An 18,141-nucleotide genomic window follows, 5' to 3' on the forward strand; every position below is an offset into this window, starting at 1 on the left:
ATTGCAGGAGGGGGAAGGGAGAGTCTCATGCGCATAGTCATCACGGGAGCCACGGGCAACGCAGGTACGGCATTGCTGAAGCGGTTGCAGGCTGCGCGTTCGGAAGAGGGCGCGGATCTTGACCTCGTCGGGATAGCGCGACGCGAACCTGACAAGAATGCGGCCCCTTACAACGCAATGGAGTGGCACACGCTTGACGTCGGCGACTATAAGGACCGGGAAGCACTGGAGAACGCGTTCACAGGTGCCGACGCCGTGGTCCATTTGGCCTGGCAGATCCAGCCAAACCACAATCGCGAACTTCTGCGCCGGACCAACGTGGCGGGAACGGCGCACGTACTTGGCGCCGCCCGCCAGGCCGCCGTGAAGCACGTCGTCTGTGCCTCGTCCGTTGGTGCCTATTCACCAGCCCCCAAGGATCAACGGACCAAGGAAAACTGGCCGGCAGGCGGTATCAGGCGATCCCATTACAGCGTGGACAAGGCAGCGCAAGAGCGGCTTCTGGATGGCTTTGCCAAGGAAAATCCGGACATCGTAGTGGCTCGGCTCCGCCCGGCACTGATCTTCAGCGCTGAGGCGGGCAGTGAAGTGGGCCGCTACTTCCTGGGGAGCGTCCTCCCACGGCTCATTCCCCGCAAGCCATGGTTGCCCATTCTCCCCATTCCCAATGAGCTGATTTTTCAGGCCGTTCACGCCGACGATGTCGCCGATGCCTACTGGCGTGTGCTGGAACGTCGGGCAGAAGGCGCATTCAACATCGCCGCGGAGCCCGTGCTGGATCCCAACGCCCTCGCCTGGATCCTCAACGCACGACGGCAGTTGCCCCTACCGCTCCCGGTGCTGCGCGCCGTCGTCGAGGTCAGTTGGCGATTGCGCTTGCAGGTAACCGACGGCGGCTGGGTGGACATGGCGGCCGGCGCACCCATCATGGACACAAGCCGTGCGCACAGTCTCCTTGGGTGGATGCCGCACCGCTCATCGTTGGAGGCGCTGACGGAAGTGCTGGAGGGCCTCGGTGCCGGCAAGGGGCGGAAGGCCTCGCCACCGTTGACGCCACGCTGATTCCTGACGTTTGTGGCCCTAATCGGCAGGGGATACCACCGTGATGATCCTGCGCAAACTCATGGCCACCGACGCCGCAGCATTCACCGAAGCCTGGCCAGCTGCAGCTTCCGTGACCGCATCCCCGAGCGCGGATACGCTCTCCTTCGCCTCTGCCAGATGGCTCTTCAATTCCCCGGCATCGCCGCCCCGCCACTGATCAATCACCCGCGATACGGCCTCCAGCGCCTCGGACAGGTTGGTCAGGACGCTGTCCGGGATGACGGTTCCCGCGTCCTCCTCCCAGATCACGCTGGCCAGGACGTCGGTGATGTCCTGGACATGGAAGGTCAGCCGTTCCACTATCCGCAAACCAGCCAAGTCACTTGGTAGCCGGCCAGCACGACGCCGGGACCTGGGGTTCGCTTTTGCACTCAGTTCCGCTTCATGAACGGCAGTACGCACGGCTGCGGCCGTTGTTGAGAGTTCGCCGCTGCGGCTCGCCCAGGCTTCGTGGTTGGGCGGCCAGGATTCCTCCATCGCGCGCGCCATGTCCTTCAACTGTTGGGACAAAGCCCGTTGATGTCCGGCCAGGGCGGGGTCGATTCCTTCAAGATGCAGCGGCGGAAACACCAGCCAGTTCACAGCGAAGCCAACGGCAACGCCCATGGCCATCTGCAGGACGTAGGCAAAGGAGAAGCCCTCCGCATTGGAATCCCCGAGGACGAGTACGAATAAAGCAGCCATGGGAACCCATTCGGAGGCGGTGCCCAGCCGGGGGAGCCCGCCGATGATCACGCCCAGTCCCACCACCACGGCAACGGCCAACGCAGTGGGCGCTGCCACCGTGGTCACCGCAAAAGCCATGCCTATACCCAAGGCCAAGCCCATGAGGCTCTGCAGGCCATGCCTGGCGGAGTCTGCCACCGTGGGATGCATGCTCACGAGGGCGCCGAGCGGTGCGTAGTAGGGGTAGGAGGCAGCAGGACCCGGCATGAAGGGTGCGAGATACCAGGCGACTCCTGCCGCCGCAGCAGTTTTGGCCGCAAACAGGAGTCGGTGACGGGTCACAGTTTTTCGGAGCGCGGGAATCAGCCGCCGCCTGGTGGGCTTGTGGCTCATTGATCCAAGGTAGGCGGGTCATACGCTCCGTGTCGAGCTGGGATTTCGATTCACTATGGGGCGATTGAATCCACCGCAAGCGGGTACACACCCATTGATAGTAACGATACTTACTATCCCGGCTGCTGTCCGCAGCCTGCCAACTGTGGAAAGAGAGCGACAATGACTGAGAGCCAATCGCCGCAGGACGGAAGCTTCGCGGCGCCACGGACTGGGGTCCCCGCCGGGACCGAGCCTTACACGGGAAGTTACCTGGACTCACCGGTCGAAACCGACACCACCGGCATGGAAACAGATGCCGGCGCCGGAACTACCGGTTACGGGAGCACTACCACGGGATCCGGAACGACGTCCGGCACGGGAAGCGTCGAATCGGCCAAGCACGAAGCCGCCGAAGTGGCCGGCACAGCCCGCGATGCTGCTGGCGGTGTGGTTGAAACAGCCAAGGCCGAAGCCGGAAACGTGGCGCAAGAGGTCAAAATGAACGCCCGGCAATTGCTGACGCAGACCAAGGGCGAGTTGACCGATCAGGCCGCTACCCAGCAACAGAGGGTCGCCGAGGGCTTGCGGTCCATCTCCGACGAGCTATCCACCATGGCCAATGCCAGCCAGGACGGCGGAGTCGCCACGGACCTGGTCCAGCAAGCGGCCCAGCGCTCCTCCTCGATTGCCCACTGGTTGGAAAACCGGGATCCGGGTTCACTCCTGGATGAGGTAAAGAGCTTTGCCCGGCGTAAGCCCGGCACGTTCCTGCTGCTGGCTGCCGGTGCCGGCGTCCTCGCCGGACGTTTGGGCCGGGGAATGGCGGACAACTCGCCCATGACGGGAACGGGCACCTCGGATACCACCACCCGGACCCCGCGCGCCCAGTACTACCCAACCCAGGGTGGCGCTGTGTCACCTCCGGCAGTTGATCTGCCTGGGCCCCAGACGACAACCGCTGGATACGGAACGACGGGTGCCGGGTATGGAACGACAGCTGCTGGAACGGGTGCTGGATACGGAACGACAGCTGCTGGAACGGGAGCTGGAACCGACACGGGATACGGCGCGGGCACCACGGGTGGCCTTGAAGGATCAACCATGCCCTACCCGGAAACTGATGCCGGTGGCGTGAAGGCCCAAGGAGATCCGCTCGCACGTCCCGATGATCCCAGCGATCCCGATGATCCCGTCTATGGAGGTCCCCGATGAGTAGTCCTGCCGACCTTCCTCCCACCGAAGCCCATCTCAAAGCCGAATCCGTACCCCTCGGCGAGTTGCTGAGCGACCTGACACGCGACGTCTCCACGTTGATGCGGCAGGAAGTTGAGCTGGCCAAGGTAGAGCTCAAGGAATCGGCCACCAAGGCCGGAAAGGGCGCAGGGATGATGGCCGGAGCCGCTTGGGCCGGGCATCTGACTGTGCTGTTCCTTTCCCTGGCTCTTTGGTGGGCCTTGGGTCAGCTCATAGGCCTGGGGTGGTCCGCCATTGTTGTGGCGGTCATTTGGGGCATAGTCGCCGCGGTGCTGGCCTCGATGGGGCGAAAGGAATTGAACGCCATCAAGGGCATGCCGCGCACCACCGAGACAGTCCAGGAAATACCTCCAACCTTCAAACCGAATACTGAGGAGACACGATGACGCAGAATCCCGACGCCCTGCGCGCCGACATCGAACAAACTCGCAGGCGGCTCAGTACCAACGTTGACGCCGTAGCTGACAAGGTCACACCCTCGCACATCGTCAACCGGAGGGTAGACAGGATCAAGACGGCCGTGTTTGGCGCCCGCGACGATGTTCAGGACAGGGCGGGCCATGTTGCCCATCAGGCCCAGGACGCTGTTTCCGGTGTTGTCTCCGACATTGGCGACGCACCGCAGGTGATCACACGAAAAGCCCAAGGCAACCCCATTGCTGCCGGCTTGATCGCCTTCGGCGCAGGTCTGCTGGTTTCGGCCCTCATCCCACCGTCGGACAAGGAACGCGAGGCTGCGCAGGCAGTCAAGGAAGCAGCTCAGCCACTGACCGAGGAACTGGGCCACGCCGCACAGGAGATGGCCGAACACCTCAAGGAGCCGGCACAGGACGCTGTCCAGAACGTCAAAGACAGCGCCACGGAAGCAGCTGCCAACGTCAAGGACGAGGGCCAGGCGGCTGCTGCAGATGTGCAGGACCGCGCCGCGATGGCCAAGGACAACCTCGGCAACCAGTAATCGCGTTACCCACCCAACTGAGTCGCAGCAGATGCCGTTTTGAGGGCTCAAAAGGGCATTAGCTGCGACTCAGTTGGGTTCGCGTTGCTGCGCGCCGTGGGACCGCGAAAGTATGCGGGGTTGGCTCGCCAGGGCTCTGGAGGGCTTTGGCCTTCCGGATAGATCATTGGACTGTCCGTCTCGGTGAACGCCGACCCAACTATGAGCAACCCTCTTAGGCCACGCTCCACCCTAGAGAAGCGATAGCCTCCAGCCAGACACCTCGTCCTGGGGTAACCAGCCCGCGCATATTAGTCTGACAACGCCGTCGTCAACGACACGCCGCCCCTCCCGAGGCCGAGACCCGGACCAAAAGGAAGCGACCCCGGAAACCAAACCGGGATCGCTTCCCCACGCCCCTTGACAAAAACGAGCTACATATTAGTTGGGTTAGTGTGTGCGTCAGGGGACCATTCTTACCGTGCCGCCGATGGTTAGCACAGCTGATCCGGCGCGACCCCCGATGAGGACCCTGAAGGAAAGCTGATCTCCATAGGTAACTGTTTCATAGTTCCTGACGTTGCTAGTGCTCTGGCCGGCAAGCATTCTTGACATCTGATAGCTCTAATTTGCATTGTTGTAAAAGCAGTTATTCCTGATCTGGAACGCGTCGTTTGTATCTGAGAACCGATAATTGCCCATCCTGCAGCTGATGTTCTAATTAATGGTCGGACCGTACACGAGCGGCGGTGTAACGGCCCCTCGCGGCTCTATCAATTGCGTATCACCTAATGTGGACTTGACCTGACGGGCGGCATTCTCCGAGAGGGGCGCATCGAACTCGATCCTCAGAGTTGAGTCGGCGGCCGCATTGGTGTCATTGAAGATGACGACCTGTGAGACCGTAGTGTCGTCCGCCGAGGCGCTGGGCACGACTCCTAGAAGCAGCAGGAGCACTGCTGCGACCAATCCAAAGAATGACTGCTTGAACTTAGTGCTTTGATAGCGCATATTTCCGCCAAACTAAGTGATTATCACCGATGTCACTCGAATCACCCGACGTAGTAGGTAACACCGCGCGGATGTAATCTAATGACAGAACACCCCGTTACGGCAGAAGTGTTCACAAGGGAGTGGCGCCAGGAGGCTTTTTATGACGGTCAAGATTATCGAAATTATTAATCACGTCTTGCGGGACGTTGTCTCCAGCGGGTTTGAGCCGCCCCGCATTCATGACGTGGATTGGTACGACAACCCGCGGGTGCTTTCAGTCATGATTTACAGCGCCCGTGATTCCACAGGACGAGGCATTTCAGTCTTGGGCGAACTTTCGCGCGCTGGTCAGCTTGCGTCGGTGGCCGATCAGATTCAGGAGTGGGTCATTGAAGAGAATAGAGCGACTTGCAGCAACTGGCCCCAGTGCCCTCAACACCCAAATAACCACCCCCTAACGCCCCGCGTGGTCAGTGATCAGGGTGTCTGGACCTGCCCGGCATCGAATAGGCCGGTCGCCGCAATCGGTGAGCTGTTTACAGGCAGCACTAAGCCGGGGCTGTAGTCAGTTACCGCACTTCGAGGATCATCTGCAGCAGACGGGCCGCGGCGGGTCGGGCAGCGTGTTCCTCCACCCACTGCGCACGGGCAAGTGCCTTGCTGACAGCCTGCGTCGTGATGCCGAGTTCCTGGGCAACAGCCTTTTGCTGGCCGCGGACACCGGGAGTGAGGAGGTCCAGCACCCGCCACTCCGCCGCGCTTCGGTGCTGCACGATGTGTCCGAGGAGGCGCAGTACTGCTTCGGCTTCTGCCGCCAAAGCTGTGAAGGGACCATCAACGGCAACAGGGACACGTTCCTTCCCGTTGCGGAGGCGGTCAACAGCCCGCCGGGCATAGACAAGACCGTGCCCGGAAGCGTCCTTGACAAGGTTGGGAAGGGGCTCGTTGATGGGCCCCACTCCGATTCCTACATACCATTGGCCGGTCCGGAGGGCGATCAGTGCTGTGTCAACAGCTTGGTGGCCGGACTCGACGATGCCTTGCACCTCATCCTCAACCGAACGGTCGAAGTCGAGCCGTGCCGGAATATGCCGCAGGTCCTTGAGGAGCCCTGGCACGAGATCGCCGTCGCGGCGGCTGTCGCGTTGGTTGATGGTCAGAGTGAACATAGTGGATCACATGCTACCGGCTGGTAGCCGCTCTGCAAGGGCTTGTTTTCCTTAAAATTTTTCTGTCGAGGATGCCCGCTCTGCGGCCGCCACTTTGGGGTCCGGGACCGGCTGCCGGCCCTCCGCCACACCGGATCGGCGATCAAGAGCAGCAAACTTCGGATCCCACGTATCGTCCGAGCTCCCGCTGAACGCCGCAAGAATCAGCATCACCACGAAGAACGGGAAGAAGGACCAGCAGATAGCGCGCCACCCGCCCAACCAGGCACCCGCCGTCGTGCCGTCCTTGATACGTACCGAGCGCATGCCCGCGGCAGCATCGCCGACGCTGCCGGCAGTACCCCAGATCATGCCGTAAACGAACAAACCAACGAACCAGAGAACAACGTAGAGCGTCAACCAGAAGCCGTCGTTGAAGGCCAGAAGTGAGCCACTGTTCATCATGGCATTGCGTGCAACCGCCACTATTGCAGCCAGGATGCCATAGCCTGCAAGGAACACGATCGCGTCAAGGACGCGACCCCAGAAGTGGGCCCCTCCGGATGCTTTCACGAAGTAGGCGCCGGTCCCGGGATGGCGGCGTACGGGGCGGCCGTTGAGGGCATCAACCAAGCCAGTAGCGGTCTGGGACTTCGAATTGCTCATGCGTCAGGCCAGCCCAGCCAGCCCGCCGAGGACGCGGGCAAGCGTCGGCGCGGATGTCTCTTTCAGCTCAAGGGAGACAGATTCGCCTTCCACCCGCGGAGTAAGCACGTGCACGCTGCTGGGGCCGGTGTAGACGGTGACAGTTGGAAAGTCGTTCGTATCAGAATTGAAGACCACCACGTTGCTGGCCGCCTGCGTATCGGCCAGGGCCGTTGCGGCATATTCTTCGAACCCGGCCTCAGAGTAAACAGTGGGATCGGTGTCGCGGTTGGCCGCTGTGTTCGGGTCAACGAATTCAGCCAGGCGCGGAGCCAACTGGTCCCGGGTGACAACAGTGAAGCCGTGCAGCCCGCCTTCATCCACTTCTTCCAGCAGCACGCCGTCGTCGTGGATGTAGCCGTAGAGCCAGCGCTTGCCGGTGGAAACGTTGCGTTCCACTGAGACCACGCTGCTGCCACTGCGACGCAGTGTCAGGGCGCCTGTGATTTCCTCCGTGGCGTGCAGCCGGGTGGGTTCGGTCTCGCCTTCAAAGATCACAGGGTAGACGAGTTCCTTGGCGAGCAGCCCACGCAAAGCCACGGCGCACATCAGCTCCTTGCTGGCATCCTGCGAAGTGAGCCACGGAAGGGCCACGATTTGCTCGTGCTGGACGCCGTCCAAGGCAACAACCTCTTCATCTGTCAGCGTCGGCAACGCCTTGCCGGTGGCGCTGGCCGAGGCCAGGACTTTCGCTGCGGCCTGTACGTCCCGCTCGGTCCAATTCATGGTGCTGGTGGTCATCCGAATATCCCTCCGACAAAGTTTCCGACTGACTTGGCGGCATTACCGACCCCGTCTGCCACCTTACTGCCTACATCCTTGGCGAAATTGCCTACTTCCCGGGCGCCGTCGGCGATATAACTGCCAGGGTTCCGGGCGAAGTTGCTGATGGAATCCCAGTTGTCCGCCACCAGGTTCCCCAGCGCCCAGGCGCCGGCAACGATGCCCGCCCCGATCACGATTGGCGCGCCAATGGGCCCCAGCAAAGCTGCGCCACCGGCCGTCATGAGCATGATGCTGCCCACCCCGCCCACTACGGACAGGCCGCCGGCTACCCGGTCTCCGGTACCGCGCCAGCCGTCGTGCTCCGGACTGATCATGTCGCTGATACCGCCAACAATGTTCAGCGGGGCCGCCAGGGCCCCGGCGACGCGCAGGCCTTTCGAGAACTTGCTGGCATCCTGGAACGCCTGGCTGTAGGGAATGTTGGCCTTCAGGTCCGTGATGACATCAGTGACCTTCTCGCCGCTGCGCAAAGCACTCAAAGCATCCCGCAGCACCGTACCGCCAGCCCGCCAATTGGTGAGTACCTCGCGGGTCTTGACCCATTCGGCATGTCCGAGCTTCCCGTACTTGTAGGCGGTCCAGAGCTGCGCGCCCAGTTCCTTGACGCCCGTTGCGGTGTCGTAGACATCCGTCAGGACGCCCACCGACGTACCCGAACCGTCATTGTGGCTGGCAAATTCCTGCTGGTTGGCGTGCTTCTTGAGCTGGCTCGCATTGTCCCTGAGCATGTTGGCGGCCTTCACCAGGCTCTGCCTGTGCTGGCTGTTCCAATCGCTCTTGAAGACCGTGGCGTCGCGGCCCTGCCACGCCGTTGCGGAGTTGATGGCGTTGGATAACTGCGCGCTCTGCAGATTGATGGCATCGGCAGCCTTGCCCATGACGCCGGCCAGACTGCGAAGCTGCGCAATGTCCGCGCCGTAGAACCCAGCCATGTGGTACCCCCTGTTACATGCGTCGTAAAGTCTCGTCCCAGCCTAGGCGGACCCCGAAGATGCCGCGATGGGGAGCAGTGCCCATCAAAGCAACGCGGGGTCACTTAGGGCCCATGTTTTAGCCAATAATGGGCCGTATCTGACCCCGCGTTGCTTAAAGCACGACGGCGGCTGGTGCCGTTCACAGGGAACAGCACCAGCCGCCGTCGTAAGTGTTGCTAGTGGCCTTCGGCCGAGAAGCGCTTGATGGAGGCTTCCAGCTCGGCTTCGGCAGCGGCGCGGTCGCCCCAGCCTTCAGCCTTGACCCACTTGCCGGGCTCCAGGTCCTTGTAACGGGTAAAGAAGTGCTCGATTTCCTTGATCAGGAATTCGCTGACGTCGCTCACTTCCTGGATGTGGTCGAAGCGTGCATCCACCGGGACGCAGAGGACCTTGGCGTCTCCGCCGCCGTCGTCAGTCATGTTGAAAACACCGATGGGGCGGGACTCAACGATGACGCCGGGGTGGAGGTCGAAGTCCTGCAGGAGCACCAGTGCGTCCAGGGGGTCGCCGTCTTCGCCCAGCGTGTTCTCGAAGAAACCGTAGTGCGTGGGGTACTGCATGGAGGTGAAGAGGACGCGGTCCAGGCGGACGCGGCCGGTTTCGTGGTCAACTTCGTACTTGACGCGCGATCCCTTGGGGATCTCGATGGTCACGTCGTGCTTCATGGCGTGCTCCTTGACGGGTGTGGGTGGGGCGCGGCAGGCGAAAGTGCAGCCAGCGCCGCCGACTACTATTGAGGATATAGCGAGAGGCCCGGGTTTCTTGAACCGGCGGCGACATTTTCAGGACTGACAGGACCAAGCAACTTCCATGATGGGCGTTAAAAACGGGGGTGCCCGGAAGTGGGTGTCCACGGCGTGGGGGCGCTTGAAGTGGCCGATGCTGTTGACGTTGGTCCTGCTCTGCCTGGGGGCGATCGTGGTGGCCGGCATGGTGCCGGGACTCCTCACCGCACCCAAGCCGTCACCCTCCGCGCCATCATGGCAGCAGGAGCCGGACCGGCTGTCCGAGGCCAATGGCGTGCTTCCTTTGGACCCCGATGCCCCCGTGCCCGTCCCGGCTGAGCTTTCGCGCCTTGTGAATGACGCCCTGAAACCCGTCGGCGCCGGCAGCATTACGGGCATTGTCATGGACGCCTCCACAGGCACGGTCCTGTTCGACCGCGATGCCAACGCCAACCGAATCCCGGCGTCGAACATGAAGCTTTTGACCGCCGTCGCTGCCTTGAAGGCGCTCCGTCCCGAATCACGCTTTACCACCCGTGTGCTGGCCGGTAGTGAACCCTCGACCGTTGTGCTGACGGGGGGAGGGGACGTGCTGCTCGGCGGAGGCGCCTCGGATCCAGAGGCCGTGATGGGCCGGGCGGGACTTGCAACCCTGGCCTCCGATACTGCCGCTTCCTTGGCTACCGCCGGGGTCAAAGGGCCTGTGACCGTGCAGGTTGATGATTCGCTGTTCAGCGGCGCGCCCCTCAATCCTGCGTGGAGCCTGGACGACGTCGCGGCTGGCGAAACCGCCCCCTTGTTTTCCCTCGCCCTGAACTCCGGGCGCTACTCACCAACAGTCACCACCGGGCCGCGCCCCCAGGATTCGGCCGTCACCACCGCCCAGGCTTTCGCCGAACAATTGGTGGCTGCCGGCGTCCAGGTGAGTCCCGGCGTCGAACGTGGCAAGGGCGTCCCGGCCAAAGTGTTGGCTGCAGCTGAGTCCGCCACTGTGGGCGAGCAGGTGGACCTCATGCTGGAGACCTCGGACAACTTCCTGGCAGAGGCGCTTGGGCGGATGACCGCCATTGCGTCCGGACAGGAAGCAACGTACGACGGCGCCACTTCAGCCGTGCGCCAACGGCTGGGGGAGTTGGGAATCGCCACTGATCCCAAGCAGTTGCAGTTGGCCGATGTTTCCGGCCTTGCCTTGGAGAACCAGGTGTCTGCCCGCCAGTTTGCCGAGGTAGTCCGGGCCATTACCAGCGGACCGGACCTGAGCCTTCGGACCGCCCTGGACGGATTCCCGGTCGCGGGCCTGACGGGCACCCTGGATGACAGGTACGTGGATCCGAGCACAGCCCAGGGTGCGGGCCTTGTCCGCGCCAAAACGGGGACGCTGAACACTGTCATCGCGCTGAGCGGGTACGTGGTGGACGCTGATGGGCGCCTTTTGGTGTTCTCGTTCATCGGCAATGGGCTGGAACCGGGTGCGGCTGGAAACAAGGAGGCGATGGACCGTTCGGCATCGGTGCTCGCCTCGTGCGGCTGCCGCTAACCCCGCTGGGGAACAGTAAAATCCCGCCGCTCCGCGCGGAGCGAACTTAAGGGCCCTTTGTCAGGGTCATGTGGTGTGATGGACCGTATGGTGTCATCTGCCCGAGATTCGTCAGCAGGGGCCCCGTCCCTGATCAATTGGGACCTGGCCGCCTCGACGGCTGCCCGGCTTACCCCGCCCGGCCCGGCACTGAGCGCTGGGGAAATCGGCAAGGCGGTGGAGAACCTGCGCTTCAATGCCGATATCTCCGTGCCACATGTCCATGACATCACGGGGCTTGAAGCGGCCCGGGACCTGCGGGATTCGCACGTTCTCGTTGTGGACCGCGCCTCATGGTCCAAGGCCAACACCCAGAGCTTCTCCGTCATGCTCCAGCCTGTTCTGGCGAAAATGCTGGAGTCCCGCAACAGCCTGTCCCTGACACCAGCTGCCGCTGCGGCCAGCGGCGCCATCACCGGTAGCCAACTCGGCGCCATCCTTGCTTTCCTGTCCAGTAAAGTCCTGGGCCAATATGATCCGTTCGCGGCCTTGGCCCCCGAAGCCCACGTCCCTTCGGGCGGGCGGCTACTCCTTGTTGCGCCCAACATCATCTCCGTTGAACGCGAACTCAACGTGCACCCGGACGACTTCAGGCTCTGGGTATGCCTTCACGAGCAAACGCACCGGGTCCAGTTCGCGGCAGCACCGTGGCTGCGGGACCACATGCTCGGCGAAATCGAAAAGCTCAGCGGTCACCTTCTGGGCAACATGGATTCCCTGGTTGAGCGGGCAGCCGCCGTAGCCAAGTCCCTGAAGGACCGCGCTGCATCCGGGAACGTGCCAAGCCGGGGCGCAATTCTGGACCTGCTGCAGGATCCAGAGGAGAAGGCTTCCCTGTCCCACATCACTGCCGTCATGAGCCTCCTCGAAGGCCATGCCAACGTGGTGATGGATGCCGTGGACTCCAGCATCGTCCCGTCCGTTAAGACGATTCGCCAGCGCTTCAATGATCGCGGCAAGGACCGAGGCATCATCGAGAAGTTCATCCGGAACCTCCTCGGTCTCGACGCCAAGATGCGCCAGTACACAGACGGCGCAAAGTTCGTGCGCGAAGTTGTTGAGGTGGGCGGCATGGAAGGCTTCAACCGGGTGTGGAACTCGGCCGAAAACCTCCCCACCGAGGAAGAGATCCACAATTCCAGGATGTGGCTCGAGCGGATGGGGCTTTGAGCAGTTCCCCAAGCGCTGCATCCGTTTCCCCAGGCAAGGGCCGACGCCGGCCGGGCCGTTTGGCGCCCGTCGTCGGCAAGGCACGGAAGCAGGTGCAGAACGCCCTGGCCGCTGCGGGATACCCGCAACGTGTGCTCGTAGCCTGCAGCGGAGGGCCGGATTCACTTGCGCTCGCCGCGGTGGCTGGATACTTCGCCCGGCGCGGCCATGTGGACGGGCATCCCCTTTCCGTGGCCGGCGTGGTTGTCGACCACCAGCTCCAGGCTGGCTCGGCAGACGTAGCTTCCCGAACGGCAGCTGTCTTGAGGGAACTGGGCCTCTCACCTGTGGAAGTGCGCACGGTTGAGGTTGCGTCCACCGGCTTCGGACCCGAAGCTGCGGCCCGCGATGCCCGGCACGCGGCACTCGAAGCCGCAGCAGATGATCTTGGTTGCGATCGAATCCTCCTCGGCCACACCTTGGATGACCAAGCCGAACAGGTGCTCCTTGGCCTGGCCCGTGGCTCGGGTACCCGTTCTTTGGCGGGCATGAGGCCGGTCCGGGGACGCCTGCTCCGGCCCTTCCTGGGCCTGCGGCGCGAAGAGACCCTGGAAATCTGCGAGGTCGAGGAACTGCAGCCGTGGCATGATCCGAGCAACAGTGACTCTGCCTTCGCGCGCTCGCGAACACGGGTGGAGGTCATGCCGGTCCTCGAAGAAAAACTGGGGCCCGGCGTTGCTGAATCCTTGGCGCGGACAGCCGCAATCCTGCAGCACGACGCCGATTTCCTGGAGGATCTTGCAAACGAGACGTATCTCTCGCTCGTGCAGCGAACCGACGACGGCGCGTGGCTGCCAGAGGATGCCGTACGCGGACTTCCCGCAGCGCTGAGGTTCCGGGTCATCGCGAAGGCGGCTGCCGACGTCGGGGGCCAACAACCCGGGTACGGACGGCTCCAAGCCGCGGAAGCGCTGCTTCGCCGCAAAGGTTCTGCCGGCCCTGTGGAACTTCCTGGCCACGTGAGTGTTTACCGCCTGTCCCTCAGTGATTTGGAGCAGGAACGGGCTGGTGGTTCCGTTGCCTCGGCTGCTGCCGGGACGGGTGATTCGGCCACCGGCGGTCCCCGGGAGGCCGCACGCTGTGGGAAGCTAGTATTCCGGCATCAGAAATCGCCCCAACAGTAGCCGAACCCGAGCATCAAAACAGGAGCCATTGGTGGATTCAAACGACGTCCAGGCAGATCTCAAGCACGTTCTTTACACCAAAGAGCAAATCCAAACGCGCATCGCTGAACTGGCGGCGCAGATCGACAAGGACTACGAAGGCCGCGAACTGCTGATCGTCGGTGTCCTCAAGGGTGCCGTGATGGTCATGGCGGACCTGGCCCGTGCCTTGCACAGCCACGTCAGCATGGACTGGATGGCCGTTTCTTCCTACGGCTCCGGCACCCAGTCCTCCGGTGTTGTACGGATCCTCAAGGACCTCGATACCGACCTCATGGGCAAGGACGTGCTGATCGTGGAGGACATCATCGACTCCGGCCTGACACTGTCATGGCTCAAGTCCAACCTTGAATCCCGCGGTACGGCCAGCGTTGAGATCTGCACCGCTTTCCGTAAGCCGACCGCCGCCAAGGTGGAGATCGACGTCAAATACGTCGGCTACGACATCCCCAACGAATTCGTTGTGGGCTATGGCCTGGACTACGCCGAGAAGTACCGCAACCTGGACTTCGTGGGCACCCTGGCCCCGCACGTTTACGAGTAACCACCCTTACTTACGCCCTTCACCGGACCATAAGGACGTGGGAACCCGTTGACGAACAAAAGCATTGGCATCAAGGACGTAGCAGTTGCCGCCGGCGTGTCTGTCACCACTGTTTCCCACGTCCTGAATGACGTCGCTTACGCTCGCATCAGCGTGGAAACACGGGAAAAGGTCAAAGCCACGGCGGAACGTCTCGGCTACGGCCCAAACCGGCTGGCCCAGGCCCTGCGCACGCAACGGACCGGGATGCTGGGTCTCGTCAGTGAGGAAATCGCCACCACGCCACACGCAGGGCGGATTATCCTGGGTGCGGATGAGGCCGCCAGGGCGCGGGGCTACAACCTGATGATCATCAACACCTCAGGTGCAGCAAGTGACGAGTCCAGGCAGGCCGATGTCGAAGCCCTCCTGGAGCGGCGCGTGGATGGCATCCTGTACGCCACCATGTACCACCGCGAGGTCACCTTGCCGGAAAACCTGAGTTCGATTCCAGCGGTGCTCGTGGACTCCGAGAGCTTGGCCGGGAGCGTCGCTTCGGTAGTCCCCGATGAAGAGGGCGGGGCCAGGGTAGCCGTGCAAAGCCTGCTAGATGCCGGCCACCGCCGGATCGGTTTCCTGAACAACACCGACGACGTCCCGGCTACGCGTGACCGATTGCGTGGCTTCCGGAACGCCTTGGACGAAGCAGGGCTCGACGGCGCTGCCGCACCGGTGGAGTCCGAACTCTCGGAGGTGCTGGGCGGCTATGTTGCCGCCTTGCGGATGTTCAAGCGGAAGGACCGGCCCACGGGCTTGTTCTGCTACAACGACCGCATGGCCATGGGCGCCTACCGTGCAGCGGCTGAGTTGGGAATCAGCATTCCCAACGAACTGTCCGTGGTGGGTTTCGACGATCAGGAACTCATCGCGGCCAACCTCTACCCTGGCCTGACAACAGTGGCATTGCCCCACTACGAGATGGGCGCCTGGGCCACCGAACGGCTGATCGATGCCATCGAGGGCAAGGCAGACCTCGCCGTCCTGGCAGCGAAACCGACGATTCTGGAGTGTCCCCTCGTGACCCGGGAATCCATTACGAATCCCCAGCCAGGGCTGTCCTAGCGCGACGTAGGCGAGTATCCTGTGTACGCCCAGAGGGAACTTTTGAGCATTCCAGTGCGTGAATAACTGGGAACGGTGTATAGCTAGAAACTGAAGCAGCACCATTCGCGCGCAGAAGTTGCGCCTCGCAGCACTACCAGGAGGGACGGGGCGAAACCCCGATCAGATGAAAGCTAAGAGTTTCTTCAAGGGCCCGGGCATCTGGATTGTTGTCGTCGTCGGCTTGCTCCTGGTGGCATTCGCAACGCTGGCTCCGGGCGGTTCCACACGTATTGACACCAAGGACGGCCTGGAACTCCTCGCGCAAAGCGGCAAGGTGGAGCAGGCCAAGATTTTCGACGCCGAGAACCGCGTTGACTTGGTACTGAAAGACAACCTGAATATTGATGGCCAGGACAAAGGCAAGAACGTCCAGTTCTTCTACGTCACGGACCGTGGCCCGGACGTCGTCAAGGCTGTCACCAGCGCCAACCCCGACAAGGGCTTCACTGACCAGCCGATCGAGAACAACTGGTTCTCCGGACTGTTCTCCTTGCTCATCCCCGTGCTGTTGCTTGGTGTGCTGTTCTGGTTCCTGCTCTCCCGGATGCAGGGTGGCGGCTCCAAGGTGATGCAGTTCGGCAAGTCCAAGGCCAAGCTGGTCAACAAGGACATGCCGCAGGTGACCTTCTCCGACGTCGCAGGTGCTGACGAAGCCGTGGAAGAGCTCCAGGAAATCAAGGAATTCCTCCAGGAACCGGCAAAGTTCCAGGCCGTTGGCGCCAAGATCCCCAAGGGTGTGCTGCTGTACGGCCCTCCAGGCACTGGTAAGACGCTGCTGGCCCGCGCCGTTGCGGGCGAGGCAGGCGTTCCCTTCTTCTCCATCTCCGGCTCGGACTTCGTTGAAATGTTCGTGGGCGTTGGCGCTTCGCGTGTCCGCGACCTTTTCGAACAAGCCAAGGCGAGTTCCCCCGCCATCATCTTCGTGGACGAAATCGACGCCGTAGGCCGCCATCGTGGCGCAGGCATCGGTGGCGGCAACGATGAACGCGAACAGACTTTGAACCAACTCCTGGTGGAGATGGACGGCTTCGACGTCAAGACGAACGTCATCCTCATCGCAGCTACCAACCGTCCGGACGTGCTGGACCCCGCGCTCCTTCGCCCGGGCCGTTTCGACCGCCAGATCACCGTTGAGGCCCCGGATATGGTGGGCCGCGAGCAGATCCTGAACGTCCACGCCAAGGGCAAGCCGATGGCCCAGGGCATCGACCTCCGGGCTGTTGCCAAGAAGACCCCGGGGTACACCGGCGCCGACCTGGCCAACGTCCTCAACGAGGCCGCCTTGCTGACGGCGCGTTCAAACGCCAACCTGATTGATGACCGCGCACTGGACGAGGCAATCGACCGCGTCATGGCAGGCCCGCAGAAGCGCAGCCGTGTCATGAAGGAACTCGAACGCAAGATCACCGCGTACCACGAAGGTGGCCACGCGCTGGTTGCGGCCGCCTTGCGGAACTCAGCTCCGGTCACCAAGATCACCATCCTTCCCCGTGGCCGCGCCCTTGGGTACACCATGGTGATTCCCGAGGACGACAAGTACTCGGTTACCCGCAACGAGTTGCTGGACCAGATGGCCTACGCCATGGGTGGCCGTGTTGCTGAGGAAATCGTGTTCCATGACCCCTCCACCGGCGCGTCCAACGACATCGAGAAGGCCACGTCAACGGCCCGGAAGATGGTCACGCAGTACGGCATGAGCGAACGGGTTGGCGCAGTGAAGCTCGGCCAGGGCGGCGGCGAGCCGTTCCTTGGCCGCGACGCCGCGCAGGAGCGTAACTTCTCGGACCAGATCGCCTACGTTGTGGACGAGGAAGTGCGTCGCCTGATCGACCAGGCGCACGACGAGGCTTACGCCATCCTCACCGAGAACCGCGATGTCCTCGATCGGCTGGCACTGGAACTGCTTGAGCGCGAAACCCTCAACCAGGCCGAAATCGCCGAGATCTTCCACGACATCCGCAAGCGTGATTTCCGTGAGATCTGGCTGTCCAAGGAGTCCCGTCCTGTCCAGTCGATTCCGCCCGTAGAGTCGCGCGCCGAGAAAGCCGAGCGTGAGGCCCAGGAAGAGGCCAAGAAGGCCCGTCTGGACGAGCCGCTGGATGCCGTAGCCCCGCACTCCCAGGGCGTCAGCAGCCAGGAGTCATTCCAGTCACCGGGACCCGACGGCGGCAACGACTCTCCGCTTCACGGCTAAGCTTTCTGCTGTGACTCATTTCGACGACGACGACCTCGCCGCCGCCCACGGCTCAGCCACGGACGGCAAGCGGGGCAATAAAGTGGACCGCCCGCGCATTGAAGCAGCAGTACGTGAAATCCTGCTCGCCATTGGTGAAGACCCTGACCGCGGCGGCCTGCAGGACACGCCCAAGCGGGTTGCCAAGGCGTATGCGGAGGTCTTCGCGGGCCTTCACCAGCACCCGGCGGATGTCCTCTCAACCACGTTTGACCTCGACCATGAAGAGCTTGTCCTCGTGAAGGATATTCCCTTCTATTCGACGTGCGAACACCATCTGGTCCCGTTCCACGGTGTGGCCCATGTTGGTTATATTCCGTCACATGACGGCAAGGTGACAGGTCTGAGCAAGCTGGCCCGCTTGGTGGATATCTATGCGCGCCGGCCGCAGGTGCAGGAACGGCTCACCACGCAGATCGTCGAGGCACTGGTAAAGCACCTCAACCCCCGCGGGGCGATTGTCGTCGTCGAATGCGAACACATGTGCATGTCCATGCGCGGCATCCGCAAGCCCGGCGCCAAGACCGTCACCAGTGCGGTGCGCGGTCAGCTCCATGACCCGGCCACCCGCGCCGAGGCCATGAGCCTCATCATCGGAAGGTAAGC

At 62.6% G+C, this 18,141-nt stretch carries 18 protein-coding genes; 12 read left to right on the forward strand and 6 right to left on the reverse strand.

All coding sequences use genetic code 11. The features are described from left to right. Positions 1-27: 27 nt before the first annotated feature. Positions 28-1,062, forward strand: coding sequence for an NAD-dependent epimerase/dehydratase family protein (locus tag LDP01_RS18970; protein ID WP_224094588.1), 1,035 nt, complete (start codon positions 28-30; stop codon positions 1,060-1,062). An 18-nt stretch (positions 1,063-1,080) separates the two neighbouring features. Here LDP01_RS18970 and LDP01_RS18975 read toward each other — a convergent pair whose 3' ends face one another. Further along, entirely contained in the window at positions 1,081-2,163 is a 1,083-nt protein-coding gene (locus LDP01_RS18975) for an FUSC family protein (RefSeq protein WP_224094590.1), read from the reverse strand. A gap of 162 nt (positions 2,164-2,325) precedes the next feature. Here LDP01_RS18975 and LDP01_RS18980 point away from each other — a divergent pair, with 162 nt between their 5' ends. The 4 genes from LDP01_RS18980 (at position 2,326) to LDP01_RS18995 (ending at position 5,894) form a co-directional block, all read left to right on the forward strand. Next, entirely contained in the window at positions 2,326-3,357 is a 1,032-nt protein-coding gene (locus tag LDP01_RS18980) for a hypothetical protein (protein WP_224094592.1), read from the forward strand. Further along, a complete protein-coding gene (locus tag LDP01_RS18985; RefSeq protein ID WP_224094594.1) occupies positions 3,354-3,785 on the forward strand; it encodes a phage holin family protein in 432 nt (143 codons plus the stop codon). The genes LDP01_RS18980 and LDP01_RS18985 overlap by 4 nt, the downstream gene beginning before the upstream one ends. Beyond that, the gene (locus tag LDP01_RS18990) at positions 3,782-4,357 is read left to right on the forward strand and encodes a DUF3618 domain-containing protein (RefSeq protein WP_224094596.1); all 576 of its coding nucleotides are present in this window, start codon (positions 3,782-3,784) and stop codon (positions 4,355-4,357) included. The genes LDP01_RS18985 and LDP01_RS18990 overlap by 4 nt, the downstream gene beginning before the upstream one ends. Before the next feature lie 1,132 nt (positions 4,358-5,489). Continuing rightward, positions 5,490-5,894: a hypothetical protein gene (locus LDP01_RS18995; RefSeq protein WP_224094598.1), complete on the forward strand. Its 405-nt coding sequence runs from the start codon at positions 5,490-5,492 to the stop codon at positions 5,892-5,894. Between the two features lie 4 nt (positions 5,895-5,898). Here the strand turns inward: LDP01_RS18995 and LDP01_RS19000 are convergent, their stop codons facing one another. The 5 genes from LDP01_RS19000 to LDP01_RS19020 form a co-directional block, all read right to left on the reverse strand. Further along, positions 5,899-6,498 (reverse strand): hypothetical protein, encoded by a 600-nt coding sequence (locus tag LDP01_RS19000; RefSeq protein WP_224094599.1) that lies wholly within the window; start codon positions 6,496-6,498, stop codon positions 5,899-5,901. A gap of 51 nt (positions 6,499-6,549) precedes the next feature. Continuing rightward, a complete protein-coding gene (locus tag LDP01_RS19005) occupies positions 6,550-7,143 on the reverse strand; it encodes an RDD family protein (RefSeq protein WP_224094600.1) in 594 nt (197 codons plus the stop codon). 3 nt (positions 7,144-7,146) lie between these two features. Next, positions 7,147-7,923 carry a hypothetical protein gene (locus LDP01_RS19010; RefSeq protein ID WP_224094601.1) on the reverse strand — a complete coding sequence of 259 codons (777 nt, stop codon included), beginning with the start codon at positions 7,921-7,923 and terminating at the stop codon, positions 7,147-7,149. After that, positions 7,920-8,900 carry a hypothetical protein gene (locus LDP01_RS19015; protein ID WP_224094602.1) on the reverse strand — a complete coding sequence of 327 codons (981 nt, stop codon included), beginning with the start codon at positions 8,898-8,900 and terminating at the stop codon, positions 7,920-7,922. Before LDP01_RS19015 ends, LDP01_RS19010 begins: the two co-directional genes overlap by 4 nt. Before the next feature lie 218 nt (positions 8,901-9,118). Then, a complete protein-coding gene (locus tag LDP01_RS19020; RefSeq protein ID WP_144663396.1) occupies positions 9,119-9,607 on the reverse strand; it encodes an inorganic diphosphatase in 489 nt (162 codons plus the stop codon). Positions 9,608-9,755: 148 nt separating this feature from the next. On the opposite strand from LDP01_RS19020, the gene dacB reads away from it, so the two are divergent. From dacB to folE, 7 genes are all read left to right on the forward strand, one after another. Then, positions 9,756-11,204 carry a D-alanyl-D-alanine carboxypeptidase/D-alanyl-D-alanine endopeptidase gene (gene dacB, locus LDP01_RS19025; protein WP_224095167.1) on the forward strand — a complete coding sequence of 483 codons (1,449 nt, stop codon included), beginning with the start codon at positions 9,756-9,758 and terminating at the stop codon, positions 11,202-11,204. 87 nt (positions 11,205-11,291) lie between these two features. Further along, on the forward strand, positions 11,292-12,413 hold the full coding sequence (locus LDP01_RS19030; RefSeq protein WP_224094603.1) for an Rv3626c family coenzyme F420 biosynthesis-associated protein: 1,122 nt from the start codon (positions 11,292-11,294) through the stop codon (positions 12,411-12,413). Positions 12,414-12,505: 92 nt separating this feature from the next. Further along, the gene (gene tilS, locus LDP01_RS19035) at positions 12,506-13,576 is read left to right on the forward strand and encodes a tRNA lysidine(34) synthetase TilS (RefSeq protein ID WP_224095169.1); all 1,071 of its coding nucleotides are present in this window, start codon (positions 12,506-12,508) and stop codon (positions 13,574-13,576) included. A 31-nt stretch (positions 13,577-13,607) separates the two neighbouring features. Continuing rightward, positions 13,608-14,159, forward strand: a complete 552-nt coding sequence (gene hpt / locus LDP01_RS19040; protein ID WP_216924216.1) for a hypoxanthine phosphoribosyltransferase — start codon at positions 13,608-13,610, stop codon at positions 14,157-14,159. Positions 14,160-14,207: 48 nt separating this feature from the next. Next, positions 14,208-15,260: a LacI family DNA-binding transcriptional regulator gene (locus LDP01_RS19045; protein WP_224094604.1), complete on the forward strand. Its 1,053-nt coding sequence runs from the start codon at positions 14,208-14,210 to the stop codon at positions 15,258-15,260. Between the two features lie 166 nt (positions 15,261-15,426). Further along, positions 15,427-17,496 (forward strand): ATP-dependent zinc metalloprotease FtsH, encoded by a 2,070-nt coding sequence (ftsH, locus tag LDP01_RS19050; RefSeq protein ID WP_224094605.1) that lies wholly within the window; start codon positions 15,427-15,429, stop codon positions 17,494-17,496. A 10-nt stretch (positions 17,497-17,506) separates the two neighbouring features. Next, positions 17,507-18,139 carry a GTP cyclohydrolase I FolE gene (gene folE / locus LDP01_RS19055; RefSeq protein ID WP_224094607.1) on the forward strand — a complete coding sequence of 211 codons (633 nt, stop codon included), beginning with the start codon at positions 17,507-17,509 and terminating at the stop codon, positions 18,137-18,139. The last annotated feature ends 2 nt before the right edge of the window (positions 18,140-18,141 follow it).

Origin of the sequence: Arthrobacter sp. StoSoilB13, from assembly GCF_019977255.1 — a bacterium.
Lineage (GTDB): Bacteria > Actinomycetota > Actinomycetes > Actinomycetales > Micrococcaceae > Arthrobacter.